The sequence below is a fragment of the Duganella rhizosphaerae genome, assembly GCF_040364205.1.
GTDB lineage: Bacteria > Pseudomonadota > Gammaproteobacteria > Burkholderiales > Burkholderiaceae_D > Rugamonas > Rugamonas rhizosphaerae.
Genome location: NZ_BPWK01000005.1, coordinates 235,101 through 259,160, shown reverse-complemented (window position 1 = coordinate 259,160; position 24,060 = coordinate 235,101). Strand labels below are relative to the sequence as shown.

Below are 24,060 nucleotides of genomic sequence, written 5' to 3'. Positions count from 1 at the left end.
GGCGTTCTCCTGAAAGGGAGAATGTTACCGGCTTTTTGCCTCCGGGGCTGAAAAACCGGCTTTACGATAGTGTTCGTCGTAGTCCGGCGACAGCGTGCCCATCATCCGGTCCCAGAACAGGAAGTACCAACTGTAGTTGTAGCGTCCCCGCGCATGGTGGGTGTTGTGGGCCGTGGAGGTGTTGATCCAGCGGCCCAGCCAGTGCTTCGACAGCGCGCGCGGGAACAGCTCGTAGCCCAGGTGCGTGTACACCGCGAAGGCCGTATTAATCCACGTGAAGATGATCAGCGACCAGAACGTGACCGGCAGCACCAGCAGTATGACGATGCTGGCGCCGCTGTCGATCACCGCCTCCAATGGGCTGATCGAGTAGGTGGACCATGGGCCGGTGTTGGTGGAGAGGTGGTGGGTGCGGTGCGCCCAGCGGAACAGGCGGCGGTGGTGCATCAGCCGGTGCGTCCAGTAGAACCAGGTGTCCTGGATCAGCATCATCAGCACCACCATGGCGGCGATAAAGCCCCATCCGCGACCATAGGCGTGCACGCTCTGGTAGAAGTGGGTGTGCTGGCCGAGGCCCAATGCAAAAGCCACCGGCATGACGCTGCCTATCACCACGATGCTGAGGATGGAGGTCAGGACTTCGCGCCGGACCTGCGGTACGCCGATCGGTTTCGCCTGCAGGCGCTGCCGTCCACCGGGGCGATAGCGCCACCATATCCATAGTGCGCCGAACACGGCGACCACGATCATGTAGTCCCGCGCTACGCGTTCAATGTTGAACAAAAGTTTGTACAGCATGGCGCACCCTTGAAAATAAGATAACGCATGCTAAGGCCGGCGGCGCCGGCCGTGCTTATGAATTGATTAATGTTCCACGTGGACGTTGTGGAATTGCAGCGCAGCCAAGTTGGCGTAGATGCCGCCCAGCGCCACCAGCGACGAGTGGGTGCCGGTTTCGACGATGCGGCCGTCTTCCATCACGATGATGCGGTCGGCGCGCTGCACCGTCGCCAGGCGGTGCGCGATGATGACGGTGGTGCGGCCGACCATCGCCGCTTCCAGCGCCTTCTGTACCAGGCGCTCGGACTCCGCATCCAGCGCGCTGGTGGCTTCGTCGAGCAGCAGCAGCGGCGGGTTTTTCAGCAGTGCGCGGGCGATGGCGATGCGCTGGCGCTGGCCGCCGGACAGCCGCACGCCGCGCTCGCCCAGGAAGGATTGATAGCCCTGCGGCAGGCGTTCGATGAATTCGTGGGCGGCGGCCAGCTTGGCGGCCTGGATCACTTCCTCGTCGGTGGCGCCGGCGCGGCCGTAGCGGATGTTTTCCATCGCATCGGCCGAGAAGATCACCGTATCCTGCGGCACGATGCCGATGGCGTCGCGCAGCGTGTGCAGATCGAGCTTGGTGATGTCGACGCCATCGAGCTTGATGCTGCCGCTCTGCGGATCGTAGAAGCGCAGGAACAGCTGGAACAACGTGGTCTTGCCGGCGCCGGAAGGGCCGACCACGGCCACCGTTTCACCCGGCTTGATATCCAGCGACAGATGGCCCAGCGCCGCCGTGTCGGGACGCGACGGGTAGCTGAACGACACGTCCTGCAGGCTCAGTGCCGCGCCGTTGGCGGCGCGCGGCGGCAGCGCCAGCGGCATGGCCGGCGACTGGATGTTCGACTTGACCGACATCAGTTCCAGCAGGCGCTCGGTGGCGCCGGCGGCGCGCTGCGCCTCGCCCATCACTTCGGACAGGGCGCCGATGGCGCCGGCCACGATGGACGCGTACAGGATGAATTGACCGAGATCGCCACCGGTCATGTCGCCGTTGAGCACAGCGTGCGCGCCCAGCCACAGCACGAACACGATGGTGCCGAACACCAGCACGATGGCGATCATGGTCAGCAGCGCGCGCGCGCGGATGCGGCGCATGGCGGTGCCGAACGCGCCTTCGACCGAGGCGCCGAAGCGGTCCGATTCGATCTTCTCGTGGGTGAAGGCCTGCACCGTCGGCATGGCGTTGAGGATTTCGCCGGCCATGGCGGAGGCGTCGGCGATGCGGTCCTGCGAATCGCGCGACAGCTTGCGCACGCGGCGGCCGAACATCACGATCGGCAGCACGGTCAGGATCAGCAGGCCGATGATGATGGCCGACAGCTTGGCGCTGGTCACGAACAGCATCACCAGGCCGCCGATGAACAGCAGCACGTTACGCAGCGCCATCGAGATGCTGGTGCCGACAACGGCCTGGATCAGCGTGGTGTCGGTGGTGATGCGGGACAGGACTTCGCCGGTCTGGGTGGTCTCGAAAAACTCGGGACTCTGGGTGACGACGTGTTTGTAGACGGCGCTGCGGATGTCGGCGGTGACGCGCTCGCCGAGCCAGGAGACCGTGTAGAAGCGGGCCGCCGTGGCAAGGGCCAGCACGGTGGCGACGCCAAACAGCGCCAGGAACACCAGGTCGACGTGCTGGATGCTCTTGGTGCCGGCGCCGCCGAAGCCCAGGTCGATCATCTGCTTGAAGGCGGCGGGTATCGCCAGCGTGGAGCAGGCGGCGACCACCAGCGCGATACCGGCGAGGACGAACTGGCGCTTGTACGGCAGCAGGAAAGGCGTGAGTCCGCGCAGGGTGGCTAGACTGCCTTTCTTGGCTTCCCTTGCTGTGTTGGGGGCGGTTGCGGACTGGGTGCTGGCGGTGGTGCTGTTGGTCATCGTGTGGCTGCTGTTTGTAAGTATTCTTTGTTGACGATTCGGGCGATGTTAAATTGTTCGGTGCTGCTAAAACTTGATCGGTCCTACATAGCCGGTCATTTCCAGATAGGCCCGGCCGGCCGGTTTGCCGTCCCGCTCCAGCGCTACCGCGCCCTCCCAGTACACTGCGCCGACGGAACGCCGCGAGTCGAGCTCCTGGTCATCCTGCAAAGGGACGACCTGCCACACGGTGCTGCCGGTGGTGAGCTGGGTCGCGACGGGATACTCGGCATTGGTGCGGGGTGAACGCCACCGTCTTTGCGGGGTAAAGCTGACCTGGTCCGGGGAGAACTGCGTGATCTTACCGGATGCATCGCGCCATGTCGCGTGCGACCATAGTTTAGCACCTGTCTTGCTGCGCATCTGGAAAGCCATCAGCGCACCGCCATCGGTGAGATTGGCGCCTATCCAGTCCCAGCCGGCGGCATCGGCGGCGACGTAGCGGGTGGACCATTCGTGATCGAGCCAGCTGGCGCCAGTGACGGCGACCGCCTGGCCGGCGCGGGTGACGGTGCCGGTGGTGGTCAATTGTGGCTGGCTGTAGTAGTAGCTGCTGTCGGAAAGCTGCGCGCCCTTGCGGGAATAACCGCGGTCGCCCTGCAGCAGCACCGGCTGCGATGGCGTCAGTTTCAGCTCCAGTTTGAAGCTGGCGGCGTCGAGGTGCACCTGGTAGCTGCCGTCGGCGGCGCGGGTCATGCGCCAGTCTTCGAGCTTGACGTCGGTGTCGCCGACCTTGACATAGGACAGGCCAAAACCCTCGCGCGCGCTGCGCTGGTCGTGCAGCAGCTTGCCGTTGGCCGGGTCGGAGACGGCCGCGTGGCCGATGATCAGCTGCTTGGGGGCGAACTGGCTGGGATTGGCGCGGTCGTGCTGGGTGGCGCTGCGGAAGAAGGTGACCTGGAAGCCCAGCGGCTTGCCGTCGGCCGTGTTCAGCCAGCCGGTGACGTACCACCATTCGGTCTTGTAGTCGGGATGGGCGCCGAAGTCCGCCGGGAAGCTCAGCGAGGCGCCGGGCGCCAGCGGCGCAACCGCCTTGAACACCGGCTCCGCCGCGTGGGCCGAGCATGCCGCCAGCAGCGCCAGCGCGGCTGCGCAACGTTGGATCAGATTCATTACCAGTCCTCCCTGACTGCGCGTATCGGCCCGCCCGACAACGATTGGCGGCCGGCCAGCAGCGCCGTCAGCGCGGAGGCGGCCAGCAGCAGGCCCGCCACGATGGCCAGCAAAGGCCACGGCAAGTGCAGCTGCATGGTCCAGTGGAAGGACTGCGGGTTGACCACGAAAACCAGTATCAGGCTGATGACCCAGCCCAGCACGAAGCCGGTGACGATGCCCAGCCCCGTCAGGGCGCCGCCTTCGATGGCCAGTATCGACAGGATCTGGCGCCGCGTGACGCCGACGTGGCGCAGCATGCCGAACTCCTTGGCCCGCGCCAGCGTCTGCGCCGAGAAGGTGGCGGCCACGCCGAACAGTCCGATGACGATGGCGATCGCCTCCAGCAAATAAGTGATGGCGAAGCTGCGGTCGAAGATTTTCATGCTCATCGCGCGGATCTCGGACGGCGCGGTGGTCGTCAGCGCGGCGGCGAACGGCAGGCGCTTCATGGCGCGTTCGGTATCGGCGGCCTTGGCGCCGGGCTTCAGCCACAGCGCGGCGTTGCTGGCGTCCATGTCGCCGGTGATGGCGCGGTAGTCGCCCAGCCGCATCTGGATCGAGCCGGTCGGGCGGGCGTAGTCGCGCCACACGCCGGCCACCTGGAAGGCGTGCAGTTTGCCGTTCAACGGCAGTTCGATGCGCTGGCCGACGCTCATGCCGTACAAATCGACCATCGCTTCCGATATCCACACCGGCGGCGGGGCGCCGGGGCCTGGCACCTGCGTGGCGCCGACGATGGCCAAGGTTTTGCCGGGATCGGCCGGGTCCACGTTACGCGCCATCAGCGCGACCGGCGGCCGGGCCGACGCCAGCGAGATGGCGCGCACGCGCAGGAAGTCGGCGCTGGCGACGCCGGGCAGGGCGGCGATGGTGGCCTGCTCCTGCGGCCGCAGTCCGGCGGTGGTGCCGGCGCTGGTGGTGCTGACGTAGATATCCGCCGGCAGGATGTGTTGCAGCCAGTCGTCCAGCGACACGCGGAAACTGGCGACCATGATCGCCATCGCCACCATCAGGCTGAAGCTGGACAGCACGCCGCCCAGCGCGATGCCGGCCTGGCTGGAAGCGTTGGCGAGACGCGACAGCGTCAGCGTGATCACCGGCGAGGCCCCGGGTTTGCCGGCGGTGGCGGCGCTCCAGCGCTGGTGCGCCACCCGGAACACGATGGCGGCCAGGCGCGGCATCAGCGCGATCGCGCCGACCAGCAGCAGCGCTATCGACAGGTAGCCGAACAAGGGCAGCTCAAATATCGGCGGCGCTTGCGACAGCAGCGCGGCCAGCGCGATGCAGGCGAGCGCCGGCCAGGCCTTGGACAGGCCCGACATCGCCGCTTCCTCGGTACCGGATTTGAGCGCGACGGCAGGCTTGGCGCGGGCCGCGTCCAGCGCCGGCGCGGCGCAACCCAGCAAGGCCACGACGACGCCGAGCGCGAAGTAGATCGTTGCGGCGACCGGCGTGAACTGCACCTGCGGCCGCACGCCGGAGAAGAAGCCCGCACCCAGGTCGGCGCCCATGAAGTGCAACGCGGCGGCGGCCATGCCATAACCAGCGGCGATGCCGATGGCCGATCCGGCCACGCCCAGGCTCAGGCCTTCGATCAGGATCTGGCGCAGCAGGTGCTTGCGGTCCATGCCCAATACGCGCAGCAGCGCGAACTGGCTGCGGCGGCGTATCACCGACAAGGCCTGGGTGGAGAACACCAGGAAGGCGCCGGTGAACAGAGCGACCAGCGCCAGCACGGTCAGGTTGACGCGATAGGCGCGGCTCATCCCTTCGTTGCGGTTGTTCTGGTCTTCGTCGTTGGGCTGGTTGACGCGGAAGCGGCCGGGGTAGTCATGTTGCAGTTGTTGTTCCAGCTCGGCTTTGAAGGCGTCGCGATTGACGCCGTCGCGCAGTTTGAGGTCGATGCGGGACAGTTGGCCCAGCTTTTCGAAGCGCCATTGCGCCGCGCCCAGGTCCATCACGCCGATGCGCTGGCCGGCGCGGGCGCGTTGCAGTGCACCGGCCACGCGCAGTTTCAGTTCGCCCACGCCCACTTGCAGCGTCAGCTGCGCGCCCTTGGCGGGCTTGAGCCATTGTTGCGCCGCCGTCGACAGGAACAGGGTGTCGTCGGCCAGGATGTCGGTCGGGTGGTCTTCGGCGGGCACGCCGACCAGGTCGGACGAGATGAAACTGGCGCGGAAGGCGTCGACGCCCAGGATCTTCAGCGCGGTCGACTCGCCGGGCACGGAAGCGTCGAACTCCAGCACCGGCGACGCCACGGCCACGCCGGCGCGCTGCGCCAGCACGGGGTAGATGGCTTCGTCGAAGAACGGCTCGGTGCCGCGCACCTGGACGTCGGCCACGCCGGACAAGCCCTTGATGGCGGAAGAGAATTCGTTGAAGGCGGCGGCGTTGATCAGATGGATGGCGAAGCCGAGCGAGATGCCGACCGCAATCGCGGCAATCGCCACCAGTGCGCGCAGCGGATGCGCGCGCCATTCGCCCAGCAACAGCCAGCGTGACAAGCGGCCCATCGCAGCCGTGTCCCGGATCGGCGCCGGTGCGGCTGGTTTTGCCGCGGATATCGGCTCAGGCATAGCATCAGACATTACTTCGGACACTCCAGCGCCAGGGTGTCGCCGGCGCGTTTGGCGCGCAGCTTGGCGTTATCGAGATTGGGAAGGGAGGCACGGGCCACGTCTTCGTCGGCCCATCGCTTGTTCAGTTTGAGTTTGCCGCATCGCTTGTGCTGCGCGGCTGCGGCCTGCGCGGCCTTGTCGGCGGCGCGTGCATCCTGGTCCTCGTGCTGGTGACGGGCCTTTTCCAGTTTTGCCGCCTCCTTGCGCTGCCGCGCCAGATCGGCCGCCGCTGCGGGATCCACCGCCGGCGCGACCGGCACCGCCAGCGTCGTCGAGGACGCCGCGTTGGCAGGGCAAGGCATATCGCTGTAACTGACCTTGCCGTCGACGGTGCATTTGTTGACGCCCTGGCCGTGCGCAGTCAGCGCCACGGCCCACAGCAGTACAGCGCAAGACAGGCGAAGATCAATGTTCATGACAGTCCCGATCACAGAATTTTCCCGGGATTCATGATACCCAGCGGGTCCAGCGCCGCTTTGATGGCCCGCATCATGTTCAGTTCCACCGCCGATTTATAGTGCGCCAGTTCGTCCCGTTTCAGGGCGCCGATGCCGTGTTCCGCCGAAATCGAACCGCCGAAACCGACCACGCTGTCGTGCACCACGCGATTGACCTTGTCCTGGTTGGCCAAAAAGTCTTCGTTGGAGATGCCGTCCGGCGGCGCCACGTTGTAGTGCAGGTTGCCGTCGCCCAGATGGCCGAAGCACACCAGCTGGCAGCCGGGAAAGGCCGCTTCCAGCAAGGGGCCGGTGGCCGCGATGAAGTCGGCGATGCTCGATACCGGCAGCGAGATATCGTGCTTGATGTTCTTGCCGGCCTTGGCCTGCGCCAGCGGGATGTGTTCGCGCAGTTGCCACAGCCCGGCCGATTGCGCCACCGAGCTGGCCACCACCGCATCGCTGATGACGTCGCGCTCCAGCGCCGCGCCGATCGCCTGTTCCAGCAGGCCGACGGCATGCTGCTCCGATTCGCTGCTCGACAATTCCAGCAGCACGTACTGTGGATGGGGCGCCGCGAACGGCTTGGGCAGCGACGGGAACTGCTGCGACACCAGCTCCAGGCAGTAGCGCGACATCAGCTCGAAGCCGGTCAGGCTGGAGCCGCAATGGTCCTGCATCAGGTTCAGTAATTGCAGCGCGTGGGCGGGCGAGGGCAGCGCGGCCAGCGCGGTGATGCTGGCCTTGGGCTGCGGATAAAGCTTGAGCACCGCGCCGGTGATGATGCCCAGCGTGCCTTCGGCGCCGATGAACAGGTCGCGCAGGTCGTAGCCGGTATTGTCCTTGCGCAGGCCGCGCAAGCCGCTCCAGATATCGCCTTGCGGTGTGACGACTTCCAGGCCGAGGCACAGTTCGCGCGTATTGCCGTAGCGGAGAACCGCCGTGCCGCCGGCGTTGGTGGACAGGTTGCCGCCGATGGTGCAGCTGCCTTCCGCCGCCAGCGACAGCGGGAACAGGCAGCCCGCAGCGGCTGCGGCTTCCTGCACCTGCTGGAGGATGCAGCCCGCGTCCACGGTCATGGTGCGGTTGACGGGATCGACCTGGCGGATGGTGTTCAGCCGCGCCAGCGACAGCACGACGGCGTCGCCGCTGGCGTCCGGCACGCTGCCGAGCACCAGCCCCGTATTGCCGCCCTGCGGCACCAAGGCCACGCGCCACTGCGCGCACGCGCGCACCAGCGCCGCCACCTGATCCGCCGACGCCGGCCGCAGCACGGCCAGCGCCTTGCCGGTAAAGCGTCCGCGCCAATCGGTGAGGAAGGGCGCCATGTCGGCGGGCGTGTCGAGTACAAAGGCATCGCCCACCACGGAGCGGCAGTGGGTGAGGAAGTCCATCATTTGACGGTGTTGACCTTGACCTTGTCCAGCAATTCCTTGGCCAGCTTCTTCGCCGCTTTTTTATACGGACGCAGATACATCACAGCGCAGACGAAGTAGATGCAGACGATCAGCGCCTCGCCCCAGGCCAGCCATGCGGACAGCGTGCCCTTGTCGCTCCAGCCGCGCACCACGCCTTCGGTGAAGTACAGCAGGATCATCATCGAGGTCCACTGCAAGGTGTAGATGTCGCGCTTCCACACGCCGTACAGCGGCAGCAGCAGCGGCAGGGCCTTCAGCACCAGCCAGGAGCCGCCAGGTTTCAGCGGCGCCAGCACCATCTCCCACAGCACGCACCAGACAATCAGCGTCGCCAGGCTGCCGATGGCGCCCCAGTGAAAATACTTTTGCATCGTGTTTTCCATCATGCGTCCCCGTTCAAGCGACGGCGCGCAGTTTGACGGCCGTTTCGGCCAGGCGCCGGCCCAGCGCGATGGCCAGGCGTTTTTCATCTTCCGTGATGGTCTTCTTGCCGTCAAGTCCGGACCAGTGGCTGGCGCCGTAGGGCGTGCCGCCGCTGGAGGTGGTCATCAGTTCCGGGTTGGTGTAGGGCAGGCCGAGCACCATCAGGCCGTGGTGGAACAGCGGTATCATCATCGACAGCAGCGTCGATTCCTGGCCGCCGTGCAGGCTGCCGGTGGACGTGAACACGCACGCAGGCTTGCCGGCCAGCGCGCCGGACAGCCATTGGGCGGCCGTGCCGTCCCAAAAATACTTCATCGCCGACGCCATGTTGCCGAAGCGGGTGGGCGAACCCACGGCCAGGCCCGCGCATTCGGCCAAGTCGTCCAGCTCGACATAGGGCGCGCCGTCGGCCGGCACGTCCGGCTCGGTGGCTTCGGTCACGGTCGACACGGCTGGCACCGTGCGCAGGCGCGCATCGCAGCCCGGAACGCTTTCCACGCCCTGGGCGATCAACTCTGCCAATTTGCGCGTGGCGCCGTGACGGGAGTAAAACAATACGAGAATAATCAGATTAGCTTGGTTCATCGGCGGTATTATAGGGCGCTTTAGCGGGTGGCATCGCTGCCGCCCTTGTATTTCGATTATCGCCCATGTACGAAAAATATATTCATCCGGTTTTCCAGTATGTTTCCCGCAGCTGCCGTGGCGGGATAGACACAATGCGGTCGCTGACCTGGCCCGAAGTGCGGGACCTGTTCCTGTTTGCCCAACGCCGCCTGCGCGAGGAAAGCCTGCCGCAAGTGGCCGGCAGCCTCACTTTTACCACGGTGTTCGCGCTGGTGCCGCTGTTGACGATCGCGCTGGCGATCTTCACCACTTTCCCGCTGTTTAACTCCTTCCGCAGTTCGCTGGAAGCCTACTTCGTGCAAAGCGTGATGCCGAAGTCGATTTCCACCACCATCCTCAACTACCTGACCATGTTCGCCTCCAAGGCCACGCGGCTGTCGGCGGTGGGCGCGGTGGCGCTGATCTTCACGTCGATCGCGATGATGAACCTGATCGAGCGGGTGTTCAACCGCATCTGGCGGGTGCGCGCCGAGCGGCGCTGGACCAAGCGCATCCTGGTCTACTGGGCCATCATCACGCTCGGCCCCTTGCTGATCGGCGTGTCGCTGACGCTGTCGGGGCAGGTCTTCATGGCCACCAGCGATTTGATCGGCGACGTGCCGGTGGTCGGCGCGCTGATTTATACGGTGCTGTCGCTGGCGCTGACCACGGCCGGCTTCACGCTGCTGTATGTGGCGGTGCCGAACCGCGATGTCGACTGGCACGACGGCGCCTGGGGCGGCCTGGTGGCCGGCCTGGCGTTCGAGGTGGCCAAGCGCGGCTTCGCGGTCTTCATCACCCAGTTCCCGACGTATTCGAAGATCTATGGCGCGCTGGCGGCGCTGCCGCTGTTCCTGTTGTGGGTCTATGTATCGTGGCTGATTACACTGTTCGGCGCGCTGCTGGTGGCCGCGCTGCCGGTGGTGAAGTACGAGCGCTGGTGGCACGAGGCGCAGCCGGGCGGCGAATTCGTCGACGCGATGGCGATCCTGCGGGTGCTGCATGTGGCCTGCAAATGCGGCGACACCGCGCTGGTGAGCGCGGGCGCGATCCGCGCGCGCACCCGGCTGGGCTTTGACGAGATGGACACGCTGCTGGAAAAAATGATGATCGCGGGCTGGGTCGGACGCGTCAAGGTCGAAGCGCCGCAGCGGGTGCAGTGGGGTAAGCGCGTCAGCGACGGCGGCGATCACTGGGTCATCCTGGCCAATGTGGAGAAGCTGACGCTGGCCGAAGTCTATCGCCTGTTCGTGTTCTCCGGCCTGCCGATCAATGCCGGCGTGGTCAGCGACAGCGACGATGAGCGCGACCAGCAAGTGGCGCGCGAAGCGGCGTCGCTGGCACGGGAAGTGGAATCGGCGGTCGAAGCGGGCCTGGGCAAGTCCCTGGCCGATCACTTCGGGCCGATCGACTGTCGCTAGTCCTTCGAGCTCGCCATGCCGCTGGCGCGCGCCAGGCTTGAGCGCGCTCCTGCCACGGCCTGCAAACGCTGTTGCAGGTAGCTGCTCAGGCGTGGATGCTGGCTGAACGCGACGTTGAAGCGGATGTGCTGGTCGGGCGTGTCATTGGCCGAGAAGGCGGCGCCGCGCATCAGCAGGATGTTGTTGCGGTAGGCGTCCTGCACCAGCAGGTCGACGTCCAGACCTTCGGGCATCGTGCCCCACAAGAAGATGCCGGCGTCGCCGGGCTGCTCGAACAGCACGCCCGCCGCGCTCAATTGCTGCGTGCTGGCGTTGCGCGCCGCCATGATCTTGCGCTGCATGCGGTCCAGGTGTTTGCGCAGGTTGCCGGCCCTGAGGACTTCCAGCAGCACATATTCGTTCAGCGCCGGCATCGTCATGATGGAGTGGATCTTGGACCGCATCAGCACTTTGAGCAAGGCGGGGGCGGCGGCGAGATAGCCCATCCGCAGGGCGGGACTGAGCGCCTTGCAAAAGCTGGAGTAGTAAATCACGCCGTCGAGCCCGGCCATGGCGGCCAGCCGGGTGCTGTGGCCTTGCTGGAAATGACCGTGCACGTCGTCTTCGGCAATCAGGAAGCCATGCTGCTGCGCCAGCATCAATACCTTGTGCAGATTGGCGGCGCTGCTGCTCCATCCGGTCGGGTTGTGCAAAGCCGTTTGCACGAACAGCAGGCGGGGGCGATGCTCGCGGCAGGCGGCTTCCAGTTCATCGAGGTCGAGGCCTTCGGGCCGGCGCTTGATGGGCACCAGCCGTATGCCATCCTGGCGCAGGCGGCCAAACATCAGGAAATAGCCGGGGTCTTCCACCAGCACGGTGTCGCCAGGCTGCAAAAAACTCCGGCAAATCAAGTCGATTGCGTGGGTGCCGCCAAACGTGGTGAGGATGTGGCCGGCGTCCGCGGCGATGCCGATGCCGCGCAACAGCAGCGCGATGTGCTCGCGCAGTTCCGGCAGCCCCTGGGGCGGACAGCGCGAGGCCATGCCGGCGGCGCTGCGCGTCAAGGCCCGTTGCACGGCGGTGGCCGGGACCGCGTCTTGCAGCCAGGTCGGCGGCAACGCGCCGCTGCTGGCCAATAAGATGCCGGCACGCTGGTCGTTTGCCTGCTGCGCCAACCAGACCGGTTCCTGCTCCACGCCCGCTTCCAGCGCGACCTCATCGGGAATCGACTTGCCGGCGCCGTTGGTCGTGCTCACAAAGAAACCCGCCGTGCCGTGGGAATCGATGACGCCGGCTGCGACCAGCCTGTCATAGGCCACCACGACGGTGTTGGTGCTGACCGCCAGCTGGGTGGCGAGCTGGCGTATCGACATCAGTTTGGCGCCGCCAGCCAGCGCCCGGCTCTCGACCATATGGCGCAGCTTGGCTTCAATCTGCGTGGACAGGGCGATGGGAGAGGAGCGGTCGATGGCGAACATGGCGAGAGTCTAGCGTAAAAACATCACGGCGAGCACGAGCAAGATGGCGGCCATCGTCAAATTGAACAGGCGCTGCTTGCGTGGATCTTGCAGGAAGCGGCGGATCGACACGCCGAACAAGGCCCACATGGCGTTGCAAGGCGCGCCGACCAGCGTGCCGATCACCGACACCAGCAGCGCGCTGGCGAGCGTGCCGTGCCCCTCCGGCATGAACACCGATGCGACCGTTACGGCCTTCACCCAGCTCTTGGGATTGAGCGCCTGAAATGTCGCGGCCTGGGCAAACGACACCGCCTTGGGTGCTTGCGCGCCGCTCACCGTGGCGCCGCTGAGCTTCCAGGCCAGGAACACCAGGTACAGCGATCCCGCGATACGCAGCGCTTGTTGCGCCAAGGGATAGGCCAGGAAGACGCTGCCCAAGCCCACGCACATGAGCATGGTTTGCACGAACAAGCCGGCCTGGATGCCCATGATGGCGGGCAGCGCGCCGCGGCCGCCGAAGTTGGCGCCGGTGGTGGCGAGCATGACGTTGTTTGGTCCGGGCGTGGCCGACATCACCAGGCAATAGCTCATCAAGGGCAGGAGTTCGGTCATGGTTGGCAATTCTCAGTGTGGACGTGGCACCAGTCTAGAAGCGCGGCGCGGCGGGCGCAAGGCACAAGGCCATGGCGACAGACTCATGCTGTATCAGTCGATGGATAGCGACAGTTGCTGAGCGTCCGGCTATCGTTATAGAATTGGCATTCATAAAAATCAACTGGGAGATGTCATGCTGAGAATGCCGATTGCGTTGATCTTGTTAGGTTTTGCCGGCGTGGCGTCTTCCGCCCAGCAATTGCACCCGCCGGGTTTGGGCGAGCGTGGCAACGAGGCCAGTATCGCGGTCGATATCAACGCATCGGGCCAGGTGGCCGGCATCATCGAGGAAGAGAACGGCCGCCAGCGCGCGGTGCTGTGGAGTAAGCGCCTGGTTGAACTGGGCACCCTCGGCGGCAGCGACTCCTTCACCACCGGCATCAACATCGGCGGCGACGTCGTCGGCTCGGCAATGGACGGCGCCCGCCACTGGCGCGCCTTCGTCGCCCGCGCCGGCCTGGCGATGCGTGACCTCGGCACGCTGGGCGGCAGCAGCAGCTACGGCACCGGCATCAGTCGCTCCGGCCAGGCGGTGGGCTTCGCCGACACCAGCGACGGCTACTTCCACGCTTTCTCCACCGGCGTCAATGGCGACGGCCCGCTGGTCGATCTGGGTACCCTGGGCGGCAACATCAGCTACGCGGCCGGCGTCAACACCGACGGCGTGATCGTCGGCACGGCGGCGCTGTCGGACGGCTATCGCCGCGCCTTTATCTACCGGCCCGGCGTCGGCATGAAGGAGTTGGGCACGCTGGGCGGACGCTCCAGCGGCGCCACCGCCGTCAACGATTCCGGCGTGGTGGTCGGTTCATCCGAGACGCCGGACCGCCGCTGGCACGCCTTTGTCCACGATGGAAAAAAGATGGTCGACCTGGGCGCGATGATCGGCTACGGCAACAGCTTCGCCACCGCCATCAACGCCGCCGGCCATGTGGTCGGCAGCATCCGCATCGGCGACGAGCGCCGCTCCTTCGTCTACCGCGACGGCAAGATGACGGTGCATCCGGGCGGCTTTGGCCTGTACCTGGTCAACAGCATCAACGCCGAGGAGCTGGTAATCGGCGCCAAATACGTCGGCAAGAAGTTCGAGGCCTCGACCATGCACTCGGCGCAGCGCGCCGTGGTCACGCATGGCGACACCGATCTGGTGACGCTGATCGTGGTGGTTCTGGCCACCACTACCGGTATCGTGATCTACCGCCGCCGTTATCGCGGCATCGTGATGCAGGGCGCGAACCGCATCATCCGCTTCAAGTTCCCGCAAAACTGAATCTTGAGAATCTTAAGAAAGCCTACTAAGCTCAGATCATTTAGTGGAGTAGTTGCTTAAGGAGTTCTCTTGGTAAACACGGTAAAAACTAGAGAACGTGAGCGTATCCCAATTCATCCAGATGCTGTTGAGCGCCTGCTTGATCAGTTCGCACAGCTTGTCGAGGGGCGATTGAAAGCTCTTGCTCGGGGCCGCGATCGTGAGAAAGTGATTGTGCTTGCTATGCAAGCATTGAGCGAAGCGCGCGCGTCGCTAACGAGTATCTTCGTTGGCGTCAAGCTACCTGCCGCCAAGCTCAAGGCTTCGGATGTTATATCGCAGGGGTTGGTATCACTTTCACAGGCCACGTTGTATCGGGCTGCTGAAAATGGGCGGTTTTACTTTATTGCGCCTAGGGGACGCAGTACCAGCAGGGCGTTCCCGGCATGGCAATTTATCGCACCGGTACCCGAGCTGATCGAACCAGTGCTCCACCAACTTGAGAACCAGCCGTGTAGCGAAATTCATGCATTCTGGGTGGGGGCAGTTGACGATATCAATGAGCTCTCGCCGGCGGAACTGTTGGCGGGCAAGCCCTTTGATACGCGTCTTGACGTTCATGAAAGTCAGCACCGGTTGTTGAGACTACCTGCAAATGAGCGCTTGCGAAAAGTTCGAGAGCTGGCCGAACTTTATGCCAAGGGTATGGCCGATATCATAGGCTAACCCCAGCCGGTTGCGACGACACTGCTGAAGGTACAAAAAAAGGCTGTGTCTTTAACCATTCATGTGCGCCTTCAATATCCAGTTTCAGACTCGCGAAGGAATTCTGTAGTAGGCGTTCGGGGAGAGTCCAATCCCACTTCTCTTGTGTCAAATTATGGGCCTCAGCGAGGAGAGTATTCGCTGACGGCGCCGGCAATGCAGCAATGCCCTTGAGGTACGCAATGGCATCGTCGGCCGAATTCTCATCCCCGTAGATTTCAAGCGCGGGGCCGACTAACGAGACGCTAAGTCCTTTTGTACGAAGCATCATCGCGAGCGCTTCGTTCTTTGCGTCTCCCAGCCAAGTGAAGAATAGGTGCGAGCTCCCAGCGCTAACGAACAGGTTCGTACCTAGCGAAAAACGGAGATATGCGTTGCGTCCTTCGGTCGTCAGCCGTTTAGCTGTTTCATCCAGAAAGGTCAACTCCTGAGAACTCTCGTAAAGCTCCTGCATGCGTTGGCGGACTCGGTCGTGGGTAGCTCCGCCTGGGCTGTTGAAGGGGGGCGCCTTGCCTGTTTTGTGATGCGTAACAAAGATGGACTTGGACTCGTCATCTACTTCGTCTACCCGCCAGGTTTTCGCTGCGAATAGGATGAAGTCTCCGACGCTAATAGCGCTAGAGACTGGTATCGAGCCCAAGGTCTTGCTGCCGGCCACGACACGGAACTCCTCTTCGGAGCTGAACGCGGCGTAAAACGAATAGTGGTTGACCAACTTAGAACCTAGAGGTCCGTGCAAAAGGACGCCGGACGATTCCTGTTGCAGAATTTCCGTCGCTCCTAAATGCGATAGCAACTCTATGAAGTCGCTTTTCGAAACAGACTCAAATGGGCCTGTATTGCATAGCGTTCGATAGGCATCTGCGGCGGTGATACCTCCGCGTTGAGCAATCAGCGAAAGCAACTGCTGCACAAACGTGGACAGATGCTGTCCATGCGCTCTCGGCGGCTCAAACCAACCTTCCAATAGGAGGCTAATCATCGCGGTTAGTTCGAAGATACCCTCGCGCAGTTGTGTTAGAACATGTGACCTCTCCGTCAGCTCTAATTCAACCGCATATGCTCGCAGTATGGCCGGTTCACCCTTCCGGCGTCCGGACCTTCCGAGCCGTTGGCGCATGCTTGCAACCGACGGGGGAGAGCCGATTTGAGCGATGCTCTTTACTGCACCGATATCGATGCCTAGTTCTAACGTGTTTGTACAAACTGCCGTAGCGTGGCGCTCCTTGTTTTTCAGCGCCGATTCGGTTTCTTCTCGAATTTCTTTTGAGAGATTTCCGTGATGGGGCCAAAATTCATTTGGTCTTCCATTCTCTTCGCATAGCTTTTGGAGCCCGTATGTGTAATGCTCCACCTTCGAGCGGCTGTTTGGAAAGACGAGATTGTTGGACCCTATTAAAGTTTTAAAGAGATGTGTTGTGATTGAAAAGGTAGCCTGCGATTCAGAAATTTCCTCATCAAAATCCTTCTTGGGCTCCATTTCGATAAATCCCTTTACCACAAGCTTTAGCTCGCCACCTTCCGACTTCGACTCGATAATTTCGACTTTATCTTCTGAGTGCGGTCGCAGGAAATACGCGGCCAGGCGCATATCCCCCAGGGTGGCAGACAGACCGATGCGAGGAACGTTCCTATTTGCTGCAAGCTCTATTCGGTGCATCAACGATTGCAGTTGCTTCCCTCGCTCGCTACCGATGAATGCGTGTAGCTCATCGACGACGATGTATTTGAGGTTGGAGAACAGAACAGGCGCGGAAAATCCTTTGTTGCACAATAGCGCCTCAAGCGACTCAGGTGTAATTAGCAATATGCCGGAAGGAAGCTTTAGAAAGCGCGACTTCGAGGAGGATGAGATGTCGCCATGCCAAGGCCAAACAGGAAGTTCAAGCGCGTCACAAAGAGGTTCTAACCTGCCAAACTGATCGTTGATTAGTGCTTTCAAAGGACTGATATAAATCACCAAACCATTCGGGTCCTCAAGCTGAAGAAGATGTGTAAGGACTGGCAGCATTGCTGCTTCTGTCTTGCCGGCAGCTGTTGCTGCTGCGACTATTACATCGTGGTCTCCAGGGAGGATGGCGGGAATTGCGCGTTCTTGAGCTTCTCGTAGCTCCTCCCAGCCTGCGGACCAAATCCAACGCCGAATGCGCTCATCAAGTAGTTCAAAAGACGATGATTGCTGACTCATTGTTTACATCTTAAAGCTGGCGAGCTCGTCGTCTGCATCCACTTCGGCATCCGCACTGCCGGCAGTGTCTGGCTCCACTTCGACCACGTCAATTAGCGGTCTCCAGTCCTGACCAGGATTTTGCTCAAGAACTGCAAGCAGATTGATGAATGCGGTAATCGTTGTGCGTGGTGTGCGGAAGTAGCTATCACCCAAGCGGCGTGCGCAATGCGTCATGAATGGAGCGATGGCCTCATCGGGAAGTAGGTATTTTTCCGGCAAGCCGAAAGCGTAGACGTTCCGAAGTTTCAGAAGCATGACGTAGAAGTCCTCAGGCGATAAACTAGCCAGTCGGATTACTGGGCCGCTAAAATCGACAAGCCCAGATTTCGCAAAAGAATTTTCGGCAAGCCTACTTTGAAGAGCAGGATAGCTGTACAGGCCTCTGCGTGTATCCATCAAAAATTCTGGTGTACCTCCGAGGATGAAGCCCAACCCTTCAGCTGAACCTTGAAGCGAGTCGTTGAGAATGCGAAGGATTTGTTCGTAATTTGCATTGCGCGCCTGTGTGTTGGACAGCTTGTAGAGATTAACCAGCTCATCCAGGCATACGACAAATCCTGAATATCCTGCCAGGCGTACAAACCGGGCAAATAGTTTTAGTTGGTCGTAGAACGAAGCGTCGTCGACTATTGTGCGTACGCCTAGCGCTTGGCGAGCATCGGTGCGGGTAGAGAATTCGCCGCGGAGCCAGCGAATCGCGTCTGACTTAAGCTGTTCGTTGCCTTCGTCAAATCCTCTGCAGTAGCAAGAAACGACTTCAGCAAAATCGAAGCCATTGACCATTTCGGTTAGGTGTTCCAGTTTCGAACGAATAACCAGCTCGGTAGTCGTGCCTGCGGAGAGTGCCTCCGTTTTTGCATTCGCGACGAAACGCTCAACGATTCCGTTCATGGCGCCGCCATCGGGTTTTGTTCTTGTCGATAGATTGCGCATCAATTCCGCGAATAGAGACCTGGCTTGGCCACCGGTGGCGTGGAGGCGTCGGTCAGGATTTAGGTCAGCATTTGCGGTAACGAGCTTGCGCTCCATCGCAACTGCTCGTACGAGATTGAGAAAGAACGTCTTGCCAGCGCCGTATTCGCCGATGACGAAGCGAATAGTTGAGCCCCCATCTGCGATGCGATCAATATCTTGAATAAGCGTTTCGATTTCGTGATTTCGCCCCACCTGAATTAAATGCTGTCCATGTCGTGGTGAAACCCCAGCTCGCAGGGACTGAATGACCGCGTCTCGGTCCTTTGGACGGATTGGTGTTGTGCTCATTGCGCCATGCTTTCTATCAGTTCTGCATTGATTTCTACTGGATCATCACCCTCTGTGAACGTCGTATCCAGTTCATCGAGGCTTGCCTCATTCAATTTTTCTAGTGCGCCATCTAGCATAATGTTCAAGTCCTGCGCCGCATCAAGAAGCTCGGCCCTATCCCAGGTCAGCCGGGACATGAGCAAGCGGGCGAAGGCGCTATGAGCGTCGTCTAGTCCGAGTATAGTATTTGAATGCTGTGGTTCTGCAGGTGCTTCCTGTACTGTTGATACTGGTGCTGTTTCTTCTACAAAGATATCCGCGAGACGTTGTGCAATTTTGTCGCTCGACTCTTTAAGCGCCGCAATCTTCAATGGGTCCAATGCGAAACCGGTTGCCACGCGCTCTCCACTCAAGTTGGATGGCTGCGATTGCGATAAGGCGCCGGCATGCGCGGAATGAATGTCGCTGTACGCAGTAGTTCTTTCGAGGCCGAGCTGAAGGTATATCTTCTCCAGAAGTTTGACTTCTTCAGGCAATGCGACCCCGTCAGCCAAAACCATTGCGGCGGCGAACGCCGCAATTGCTTCACGAGTCTGTTTGTCTAGCTGTTCAACTTTTTTCTTGATCGTCGAGAGCGCGACTGAACTGTTTGCCAGCATCCGTCCGTATGCTTTTAGGCGCTGCCGCGATTGAGCGTTGAGATGGTCCCACTTATCGATGTAGAGATAGAGGTGAGCCAGTTCGCTGTCCGAGAAATCGCCATCTGCGTGCGCAACGGCCGCAGCGAGTTCGACGCTAATCTTGGCAACTTTGTAGGCAGGATTATCCCTTACGTCCTGTGCTCGCACACTGGTCTCAAAAAGCACGAGAGGATCTTCGGGTTTGCTTGCTCGGATGCTGCTAAGAACGTCAGGCTCGATACCAATTCCTTCCGCTTCTAGAGCACTTGCGAGGGCTTGTTGCTTGTCTTTGGTAGGCTCGCCCGTTGCCTTGAAGGTTGTGAACAGTTCTTTAAAGCTCAGAAGTAGCAGGCCATTTGAGACCTTGATCTTGATGTCTTCGATGGCTTTGCGAGACGTGTCTGGCCAGAACTCGAAGGGCAGGGTAAGCACCGCTTCAAGGTCCTGTTTACCATCGGGATTGCGTGCGAGATATCGGCTGTAGGGTTCAAGTACCTTAGTGCAGGAGTCCACAATTGCTTGTAGCTTTTTGACCGGAGCTGTGAGTGCTGTTACGTCCGGGGTGTCACCGAACTTCATGTCCACGCTGTTTGAGCCCATGAAGCCGCTAGAGGCCGGGCGATAACTCAATTTCAGCTTGGTCTTATTCGGTGCGATTTTTAATCCTTGGCCGAATGCTTTCGCGTACTCGCTTACGAACAGCTTCTTGAACTCTTCAGCGCACCTTTGTACTGGGGTTCTCCTCGCAATCGCGGGGTCTCGTTCAGCCCAGGCTAAAGCGAGGTGCACTGGTATGGGGATGCCGTCACGAACTGCTTGGCCAATTGCAAGTCGTAGTGGAAGCGGCAAGCCGAAGGAGGCGGGAAGGTTGCCAAGTTCGCCTTCGTATAGCTTCGAGGATTGATTTGTGGCGTCGATAATTTCTATCAACTGCCCACAGTACATCTTGAAGGAGCCAGAGTTGATGGCATAGGTGGCGTATAGGCGCTTTAACTCACGAGCTATTTCGGGAAGTTCATCCTGTGCCTGCTTTTCTCCAAGAATGTCTAAGATTATCCGGCGTTCAAGTCCGTAAAAATAAAGGAAGACATAGCCGATATCGGCGTCTGGTGCGCTTCTGCCGTCTGCCAACCAGAGTAGATAGGCCCGACGTGCTTGAGGCGAAATGTCCGAATAACTGGGCCAGTAGTTCGTGTGTCGTTCGGTGTAGTGGCCGTTCTTCGCGACGGGTTTACGTGGGTCAATCAACGATGGCTCTACGCCGCCATGAACGGTTGTGAGCGTTGGTCCTACGTAAATTAGACCTCCGCGTATCTCAATTCCGGCGACCACGAAGGATTCAGATTTACCCAACCAACGCGCTGACTTAAATTGTTCTGGCGCCGGAGGAATTTTGTAATCACTCACGCGCGCACGAGTTTCAGCAGAGCCAAACGATCGAAGTTCATCGTCTTCAATCCATTCCGTGGCTGTACCCGGTTGGGGACGCGACTGAGGCTGGCCGGCAGGTCTTGCACTCCATGTTCGTGATGCCATGTCATGCGTGTTCGCTTGTGCTACGTTCGAAGGATTTTGCATCGGCTGAACGGGCGGGCACTGGCGTTCGTGGGCTCGTTGCGAGTGACGGTAGAGCCGGTAAATTAGATAGGCGACGACTGCGGCGACAAAAAATGGCCAATAGTCGACGACGAGTTTTGCCAAGACAGCTAATGCGGCCGCGATGATTACGATGGTGCCGGCGAGGCTGGAACTTTCCTTACGACGCTTTGCCAATCTAGTTCCCCTGTCTGAACTTTGTGCATTCGAGCCCCAAAGCCATCTTGATCGTTAATTTTTGATTGTTGGTAATAGATCTGCTTGATAATACCTTAACGATCCACAACCGAAAAGTTGTTTTGCGAACACGTCAATTGCGCCAAGCCCTAACATTTTTTATTCTTGCGCGCAAGCGAGTCTTCATTGAGCTTGATGGGCATGCGGAGCCACCGGAGCGCAATCTTGCGAGACGCCGTGATGTAGGGAGATCTGAGATTGTGGCAGGATGGCATGCGCTAAGTGACTAGGAAGGACCTTGTGCACTATGCTCACGCTTTTTTTTTGTCGCGAGTGATGGATAGTCTCGGCGCGGCTCGTCGTACCTAAAGCGAACGTTTTGGGAATACCGCTGAATACTCGAAATTGCAGCGGGATTCCTGCTTCGTCAAGTTTTAGCTGCTGGCGAAACTGAACAAGGCGTCCAGCACCGCGTCCGGCTGCTCGCTCATCAGTGAGTGGCCGCTGTCCACCGTCACCACTTTCCCGTGGCTGATGGTGGAGGTCAGCAGCTTGGTGGATTTGGGCGGCGTCATCATGTCGCGCGCGCCGAACAGGAACAGGGTTGGGCAGCGCACCGCCTGCGCCGCCGCTTCGCCGTTGGCGTAGGCGTTACAGGCCGAGAAGTCGGTGTAAAACACCTGCTGCGGATTGATCTGCGAGATGCGCTGCATCAGCCGGCGCGAGCCGCCCATGGTGTTGAAGCCCGGCCCTGGGCACGACGGCTTTTGCGCGATCGACGAGTGCGACCAGATGTTGACCATGTCGATGGCGTTTTGCTCATCGGTGCGCGAGGTTTCCAGCAGCGCGTCCGAGACCTTCATCGGGTAGGTCGAACCTATCATGCCCAGATGCGTCACGCGCTCCGGCGCCTTGTGCGAGGCTTCCAGCGCGATCAACGACCCCATGCTGTGGCCGAACAGCGCGGCTTTCTGCACGCCGGCGGCGTCCAGCACTTGCAGCAGCCAGTCGGCCAGTTCGGGCACGCTGGTCTTGGCCGCGCCCTTGCTGCGGCCGTGGCCCGGCAGGTCCACCGCCAGCACGCTGTAGCCGTGATGGGCGAAATAGCGGGTCTGCAAAATCCACACCGAATGATCGTTTTGCGCGCCGTGGATGAAGACCACCGTCGGCAGGGCGGCGTTGAATGGCTTGCCGCCGGTGTAGCAGTAGGCGTCCACGCCTTGTACGGTCAGCAGCATGTCATGCTCCTTTCTGCGACAGCTTCAGGCCGCGCGCCAGGTCTTCGATCAAATCGTCCACGTCCTCCAATCCCACCGACAGCCGCATCGTGCCTTCGGTGATACCGGATGCCGCCAACTGGTCGGCCGGCACGCGGAAGTGGGTGGTGGAGGCGGGATGGATCGCCAGCGATTTGGCGTCGCCGACGTTGGCCAGGTGCGAGAACACTTTCAGGCTGTCGACGAAACGGCGGCCGGCGGCGCGATCGCCCTTCAGGTTGAAGGAGAACACGGCGCCGCAGCCTTTGGGCAGCAGGCGCTTGGCCAGCTCGTAGTCCGGGTGCGACGGCAGCTCGGGGTAGGACACCGACTCCACGGCGGGATTCGACAGCAGGAACTCGACCACCTTGCGGGTGTTGGCCACGTGCCGGTCCATGCGCAGGCCCAGCGTCTCCACGCCTTGCAGCACGGCGAAGGCGTTGTGCGGGCTCATGACGGCGCCGAAGTCGCGCAGGCCTTCGCGGCGGGCGCGCAGCGCGAACGCCGCCACCGTGGACTCTTCGGTGAACACCATGCCGTGGAAGCCGTCGTACGGCTCGCACAGTTCGGCGAAACGGCCGGTTTTTTCATAGGCCGCTTGCCAGTCGAAGGTGCCGCCGTCCACCAGCAGGCCGCCGATGGCGGTGCCATGCCCGCACAGGAACTTGGTCGCCGAGTGGAACACCAGGTCGGCGCCGTGCTCGAAGGGCTTGAGCAGGTAGGGCGTGGTGAAGGTGGAGTCCATCATCAGCGGCAGGTGCTGCTCGTGCGCGATGGCGGCGACGGCTTCGATATCGAGTACGTCCAGACCGGGATTGCCCAGCGTTTCCGCGAACAGCACCTTGGTGTTGGGCCGGATCGCGGCGCGCCAGGCGTCGAGGTCGCGCGGGTCGACGAAGGTGGTGTCGATGCCGAAGCGCTTGAGCGTGTAGGCCAGCATATTGTGCGAGCCGCCGTACAGCGCGCGCGAGGCGACGATGTGCGAGCCGGCGCCGGCGATGGTGGCCAGGCCGAGGTGCATCGCGGCCTGGCCGCTGGCGGTGGCGATGCCGGCCACGCCGCCTTCCAGCGCGGCGATGCGTTCCTCCAGCACCGCGTTGGTCGGGTTCGAGATGCGGGAGTAGACGTGGCCGGCGCGTTCCATGTTGAACAGCGAGGCGGCGTGGTCGGAGTCCTTGAAGGCAAAGGATGAGGTGAAGTAGACCGGCGTGGCGCGTGCGCCGGTGGCGGGGTCGGGCGCCGCGCCGGCGTGCAGCGCGAGGGTGTCAAAGCCGGGATATTTGGGTCCGCTCATAAGGTCTCGTTGGAGTGATAGGAATGCCCGGCATCCTACCCTGAATCGCAACTTGGCAACAGCACTGTAAAAATGTTGCGATTTGCTTATCCAGAGCGCTGGATTTTTTGCCGGGCATACGCTACATTCGCTATAAGGCTACAATAATTAGAACCCCCATTCACACAGCCTATATCAGCGGACAGGACGGCCCAAAATGAAAGTCTCCGAAATTCTTCAGGTTAAAGGCAGCATTCTCTACACTATTTCGCCTGACCAGCCGTTGGCGGACGCCGCTAATACGATGGCGGAAAAAGACATCGGCTCGCTCGTGGTCATGGAATTCGGCGAGTTGGCCGGCATGCTGACCTTCCGCGAAGTGCTGCGCGCGCTGCACGAAAACGCCGGCACGGTCGGCGCGGGCTCGGTGCGCAAGCATATGGACGACCACCCGATCACCGTGACCCCGGATACCGAGGTCAATGAGGTGCGCCGCATCATGCTGGAAAAGCACGCGCGCTATCTGCCGGTGATGAACGCCAAAACCATCCTCGGCGTGATTTCGTTCTACGACGTCGCCCGCGCGGTGCTGGAAGCGCAGAGCTTCGAGAACAAGATGCTGAAAGCGTATATCCGCGACTGGCCGGCCGAGACGGCGGACCAAGCCGATTAATCCGGG

The 24,060-nt window shown here is 61.5% G+C and carries 19 protein-coding genes; 4 read left to right on the top strand and 15 right to left on the bottom strand.

Features of this window, described 5'->3' with window-relative positions:
* Window positions 1-24 precede the first annotated feature (24 nt).
* The 8 genes from RUGAMON1_RS13490 to wrbA form a co-directional block, all read right to left on the bottom strand.
* On the bottom strand, window positions 25-798 hold the full coding sequence (locus RUGAMON1_RS13490; protein WP_445230990.1) for a sterol desaturase family protein: 774 nt from the start codon (window positions 796-798) through the stop codon (window positions 25-27).
* A gap of 66 nt (window positions 799-864) precedes the next feature.
* Window positions 865-2,700 (bottom strand): ABC transporter transmembrane domain-containing protein, encoded by a 1,836-nt coding sequence (locus RUGAMON1_RS13485; RefSeq protein ID WP_445230989.1) that lies wholly within the window; start codon window positions 2,698-2,700, stop codon window positions 865-867.
* A 66-nt stretch (window positions 2,701-2,766) separates the two neighbouring features.
* Window positions 2,767-3,852, bottom strand: a complete 1,086-nt coding sequence (locus RUGAMON1_RS13480) for a lipocalin-like domain-containing protein (protein ID WP_445230988.1) — start codon at window positions 3,850-3,852, stop codon at window positions 2,767-2,769.
* Complete coding sequence (locus RUGAMON1_RS13475) at window positions 3,852-6,407, bottom strand: FtsX-like permease family protein (protein WP_445230987.1); 2,556 nt, start codon at window positions 6,405-6,407, stop codon at window positions 3,852-3,854. Before RUGAMON1_RS13475 ends, RUGAMON1_RS13480 begins: the two co-directional genes overlap by 1 nt.
* 74 nt (window positions 6,408-6,481) lie before the next feature.
* Complete coding sequence (locus RUGAMON1_RS13470) at window positions 6,482-6,928, bottom strand: DUF4124 domain-containing protein (RefSeq protein WP_445230986.1); 447 nt, start codon at window positions 6,926-6,928, stop codon at window positions 6,482-6,484.
* Between the two features lie 11 nt (window positions 6,929-6,939).
* Window positions 6,940-8,346, bottom strand: coding sequence for an FAD-binding oxidoreductase (locus RUGAMON1_RS13465; protein WP_445230985.1), 1,407 nt, complete (start codon window positions 8,344-8,346; stop codon window positions 6,940-6,942).
* The gene (locus RUGAMON1_RS13460) at window positions 8,343-8,750 is read right to left on the bottom strand and encodes a DUF2069 domain-containing protein (RefSeq protein WP_217944786.1); all 408 of its coding nucleotides are present in this window, start codon (window positions 8,748-8,750) and stop codon (window positions 8,343-8,345) included. Before RUGAMON1_RS13460 ends, RUGAMON1_RS13465 begins: the two co-directional genes overlap by 4 nt.
* Before the next feature lie 13 nt (window positions 8,751-8,763).
* On the bottom strand, window positions 8,764-9,375 hold the full coding sequence (gene wrbA / locus RUGAMON1_RS13455; RefSeq protein ID WP_445230984.1) for an NAD(P)H:quinone oxidoreductase: 612 nt from the start codon (window positions 9,373-9,375) through the stop codon (window positions 8,764-8,766).
* A gap of 134 nt (window positions 9,376-9,509) precedes the next feature.
* Here wrbA and RUGAMON1_RS13450 point away from each other — a divergent pair, with 134 nt between their 5' ends.
* Entirely contained in the window at window positions 9,510-10,817 is a 1,308-nt protein-coding gene (locus RUGAMON1_RS13450) for a YihY family inner membrane protein (protein WP_445230983.1), read from the top strand.
* Here RUGAMON1_RS13450 and RUGAMON1_RS13445 read toward each other — a convergent pair.
* Together RUGAMON1_RS13445 and RUGAMON1_RS13440 are read right to left on the bottom strand one after the other, a co-directional pair.
* Window positions 10,814-12,274: an aminotransferase-like domain-containing protein gene (locus RUGAMON1_RS13445; protein ID WP_445230982.1), complete on the bottom strand. Its 1,461-nt coding sequence runs from the start codon at window positions 12,272-12,274 to the stop codon at window positions 10,814-10,816. The two genes, RUGAMON1_RS13450 and RUGAMON1_RS13445, sit on opposite strands and share 4 nt — an antisense overlap.
* Before the next feature lie 9 nt (window positions 12,275-12,283).
* Window positions 12,284-12,868: a LysE family translocator gene (locus tag RUGAMON1_RS13440; protein ID WP_445230981.1), complete on the bottom strand. Its 585-nt coding sequence runs from the start codon at window positions 12,866-12,868 to the stop codon at window positions 12,284-12,286.
* A 175-nt stretch (window positions 12,869-13,043) separates the two neighbouring features.
* On the opposite strand from RUGAMON1_RS13440, the gene RUGAMON1_RS13435 reads away from it, so the two are divergent.
* Window positions 13,044-14,180, top strand: a complete 1,137-nt coding sequence (locus tag RUGAMON1_RS13435; protein ID WP_445230980.1) for an HAF repeat-containing protein — start codon at window positions 13,044-13,046, stop codon at window positions 14,178-14,180.
* A 69-nt stretch (window positions 14,181-14,249) separates the two neighbouring features.
* Window positions 14,250-14,885, top strand: coding sequence for a hypothetical protein (locus tag RUGAMON1_RS13430; protein ID WP_445230979.1), 636 nt, complete (start codon window positions 14,250-14,252; stop codon window positions 14,883-14,885).
* On the opposite strand, the gene RUGAMON1_RS13425 is transcribed toward RUGAMON1_RS13430, so the two are convergent.
* The 5 genes from RUGAMON1_RS13425 to RUGAMON1_RS13405 all read right to left on the bottom strand — a co-directional run bounded on the left by RUGAMON1_RS13425 (window position 14,875) and on the right by RUGAMON1_RS13405 (window position 23,402).
* Window positions 14,875-17,112 (bottom strand): DEAD/DEAH box helicase, encoded by a 2,238-nt coding sequence (locus RUGAMON1_RS13425; RefSeq protein ID WP_445230978.1) that lies wholly within the window; start codon window positions 17,110-17,112, stop codon window positions 14,875-14,877. The two genes, RUGAMON1_RS13430 and RUGAMON1_RS13425, sit on opposite strands and share 11 nt — an antisense overlap.
* A 3-nt stretch (window positions 17,113-17,115) precedes the next feature.
* Window positions 17,116-18,417, bottom strand: coding sequence for an ATP-binding protein (locus tag RUGAMON1_RS13420; RefSeq protein WP_445230977.1), 1,302 nt, complete (start codon window positions 18,415-18,417; stop codon window positions 17,116-17,118).
* Entirely contained in the window at window positions 18,414-20,852 is a 2,439-nt protein-coding gene (locus RUGAMON1_RS13415) for a tellurite resistance TerB family protein (RefSeq protein WP_445230976.1), read from the bottom strand. Before RUGAMON1_RS13415 ends, RUGAMON1_RS13420 begins: the two co-directional genes overlap by 4 nt.
* A gap of 434 nt (window positions 20,853-21,286) precedes the next feature.
* Window positions 21,287-22,090: an alpha/beta fold hydrolase gene (locus tag RUGAMON1_RS13410; RefSeq protein WP_445230975.1), complete on the bottom strand. Its 804-nt coding sequence runs from the start codon at window positions 22,088-22,090 to the stop codon at window positions 21,287-21,289.
* Window position 22,091: 1 nt separating this feature from the next.
* Window positions 22,092-23,402 (bottom strand): O-acetylhomoserine aminocarboxypropyltransferase, encoded by a 1,311-nt coding sequence (locus tag RUGAMON1_RS13405; protein WP_445230974.1) that lies wholly within the window; start codon window positions 23,400-23,402, stop codon window positions 22,092-22,094.
* Window positions 23,403-23,598: 196 nt separating this feature from the next.
* Here RUGAMON1_RS13405 and RUGAMON1_RS13400 point away from each other — a divergent pair, with 196 nt between their 5' ends.
* Window positions 23,599-24,054, top strand: a complete 456-nt coding sequence (locus RUGAMON1_RS13400; RefSeq protein WP_445230973.1) for a CBS domain-containing protein — start codon at window positions 23,599-23,601, stop codon at window positions 24,052-24,054.
* Window positions 24,055-24,060 lie beyond the last annotated feature (6 nt).

What these genes read in the sequence shown, in the direction of transcription:
- RUGAMON1_RS13490 (WP_445230990.1), bottom strand. Translation starts at nt 798, where the DNA reads ATGCTGTACAAACTTTTGTTCAACATTGAACGCGTAGCGCGGGACTAC.
- RUGAMON1_RS13400 (WP_445230973.1), top strand. Translation starts at nt 23,599, where the DNA reads ATGAAAGTCTCCGAAATTCTTCAGGTTAAAGGCAGCATTCTCTACACT.
- RUGAMON1_RS13410 (WP_445230975.1), bottom strand. Translation starts at nt 22,090, where the DNA reads ATGCTGCTGACCGTACAAGGCGTGGACGCCTACTGCTACACCGGCGGC.
- RUGAMON1_RS13450 (WP_445230983.1), top strand. Translation starts at nt 9,510, where the DNA reads ATGCGGTCGCTGACCTGGCCCGAAGTGCGGGACCTGTTCCTGTTTGCC.
- RUGAMON1_RS13405 (WP_445230974.1), bottom strand. Translation starts at nt 23,402, where the DNA reads ATGAGCGGACCCAAATATCCCGGCTTTGACACCCTCGCGCTGCACGCC.
- RUGAMON1_RS13425 (WP_445230978.1), bottom strand. Translation starts at nt 17,112, where the DNA reads ATGAGTCAGCAATCATCGTCTTTTGAACTACTTGATGAGCGCATTCGG.
- RUGAMON1_RS13465 (WP_445230985.1), bottom strand. Translation starts at nt 8,346, where the DNA reads ATGATGGACTTCCTCACCCACTGCCGCTCCGTGGTGGGCGATGCCTTT.
- RUGAMON1_RS13470 (WP_445230986.1), bottom strand. Translation starts at nt 6,928, where the DNA reads ATGAACATTGATCTTCGCCTGTCTTGCGCTGTACTGCTGTGGGCCGTG.
- RUGAMON1_RS13485 (WP_445230989.1), bottom strand. Translation starts at nt 2,700, where the DNA reads ATGACCAACAGCACCACCGCCAGCACCCAGTCCGCAACCGCCCCCAAC.
- wrbA (WP_445230984.1), bottom strand. Translation starts at nt 9,375, where the DNA reads ATGAACCAAGCTAATCTGATTATTCTCGTATTGTTTTACTCCCGTCAC.
- RUGAMON1_RS13460 (WP_217944786.1), bottom strand. Translation starts at nt 8,750, where the DNA reads ATGGAAAACACGATGCAAAAGTATTTTCACTGGGGCGCCATCGGCAGC.
- RUGAMON1_RS13440 (WP_445230981.1), bottom strand. Translation starts at nt 12,868, where the DNA reads ATGACCGAACTCCTGCCCTTGATGAGCTATTGCCTGGTGATGTCGGCC.
- RUGAMON1_RS13420 (WP_445230977.1), bottom strand. Translation starts at nt 18,417, where the DNA reads ATGAGCACAACACCAATCCGTCCAAAGGACCGAGACGCGGTCATTCAG.
- RUGAMON1_RS13475 (WP_445230987.1), bottom strand. Translation starts at nt 6,407, where the DNA reads ATGGGCCGCTTGTCACGCTGGCTGTTGCTGGGCGAATGGCGCGCGCAT.
- RUGAMON1_RS13445 (WP_445230982.1), bottom strand. Translation starts at nt 12,274, where the DNA reads ATGTTCGCCATCGACCGCTCCTCTCCCATCGCCCTGTCCACGCAGATT.
- RUGAMON1_RS13480 (WP_445230988.1), bottom strand. Translation starts at nt 3,852, where the DNA reads ATGAATCTGATCCAACGTTGCGCAGCCGCGCTGGCGCTGCTGGCGGCA.
- RUGAMON1_RS13435 (WP_445230980.1), top strand. Translation starts at nt 13,044, where the DNA reads ATGCTGAGAATGCCGATTGCGTTGATCTTGTTAGGTTTTGCCGGCGTG.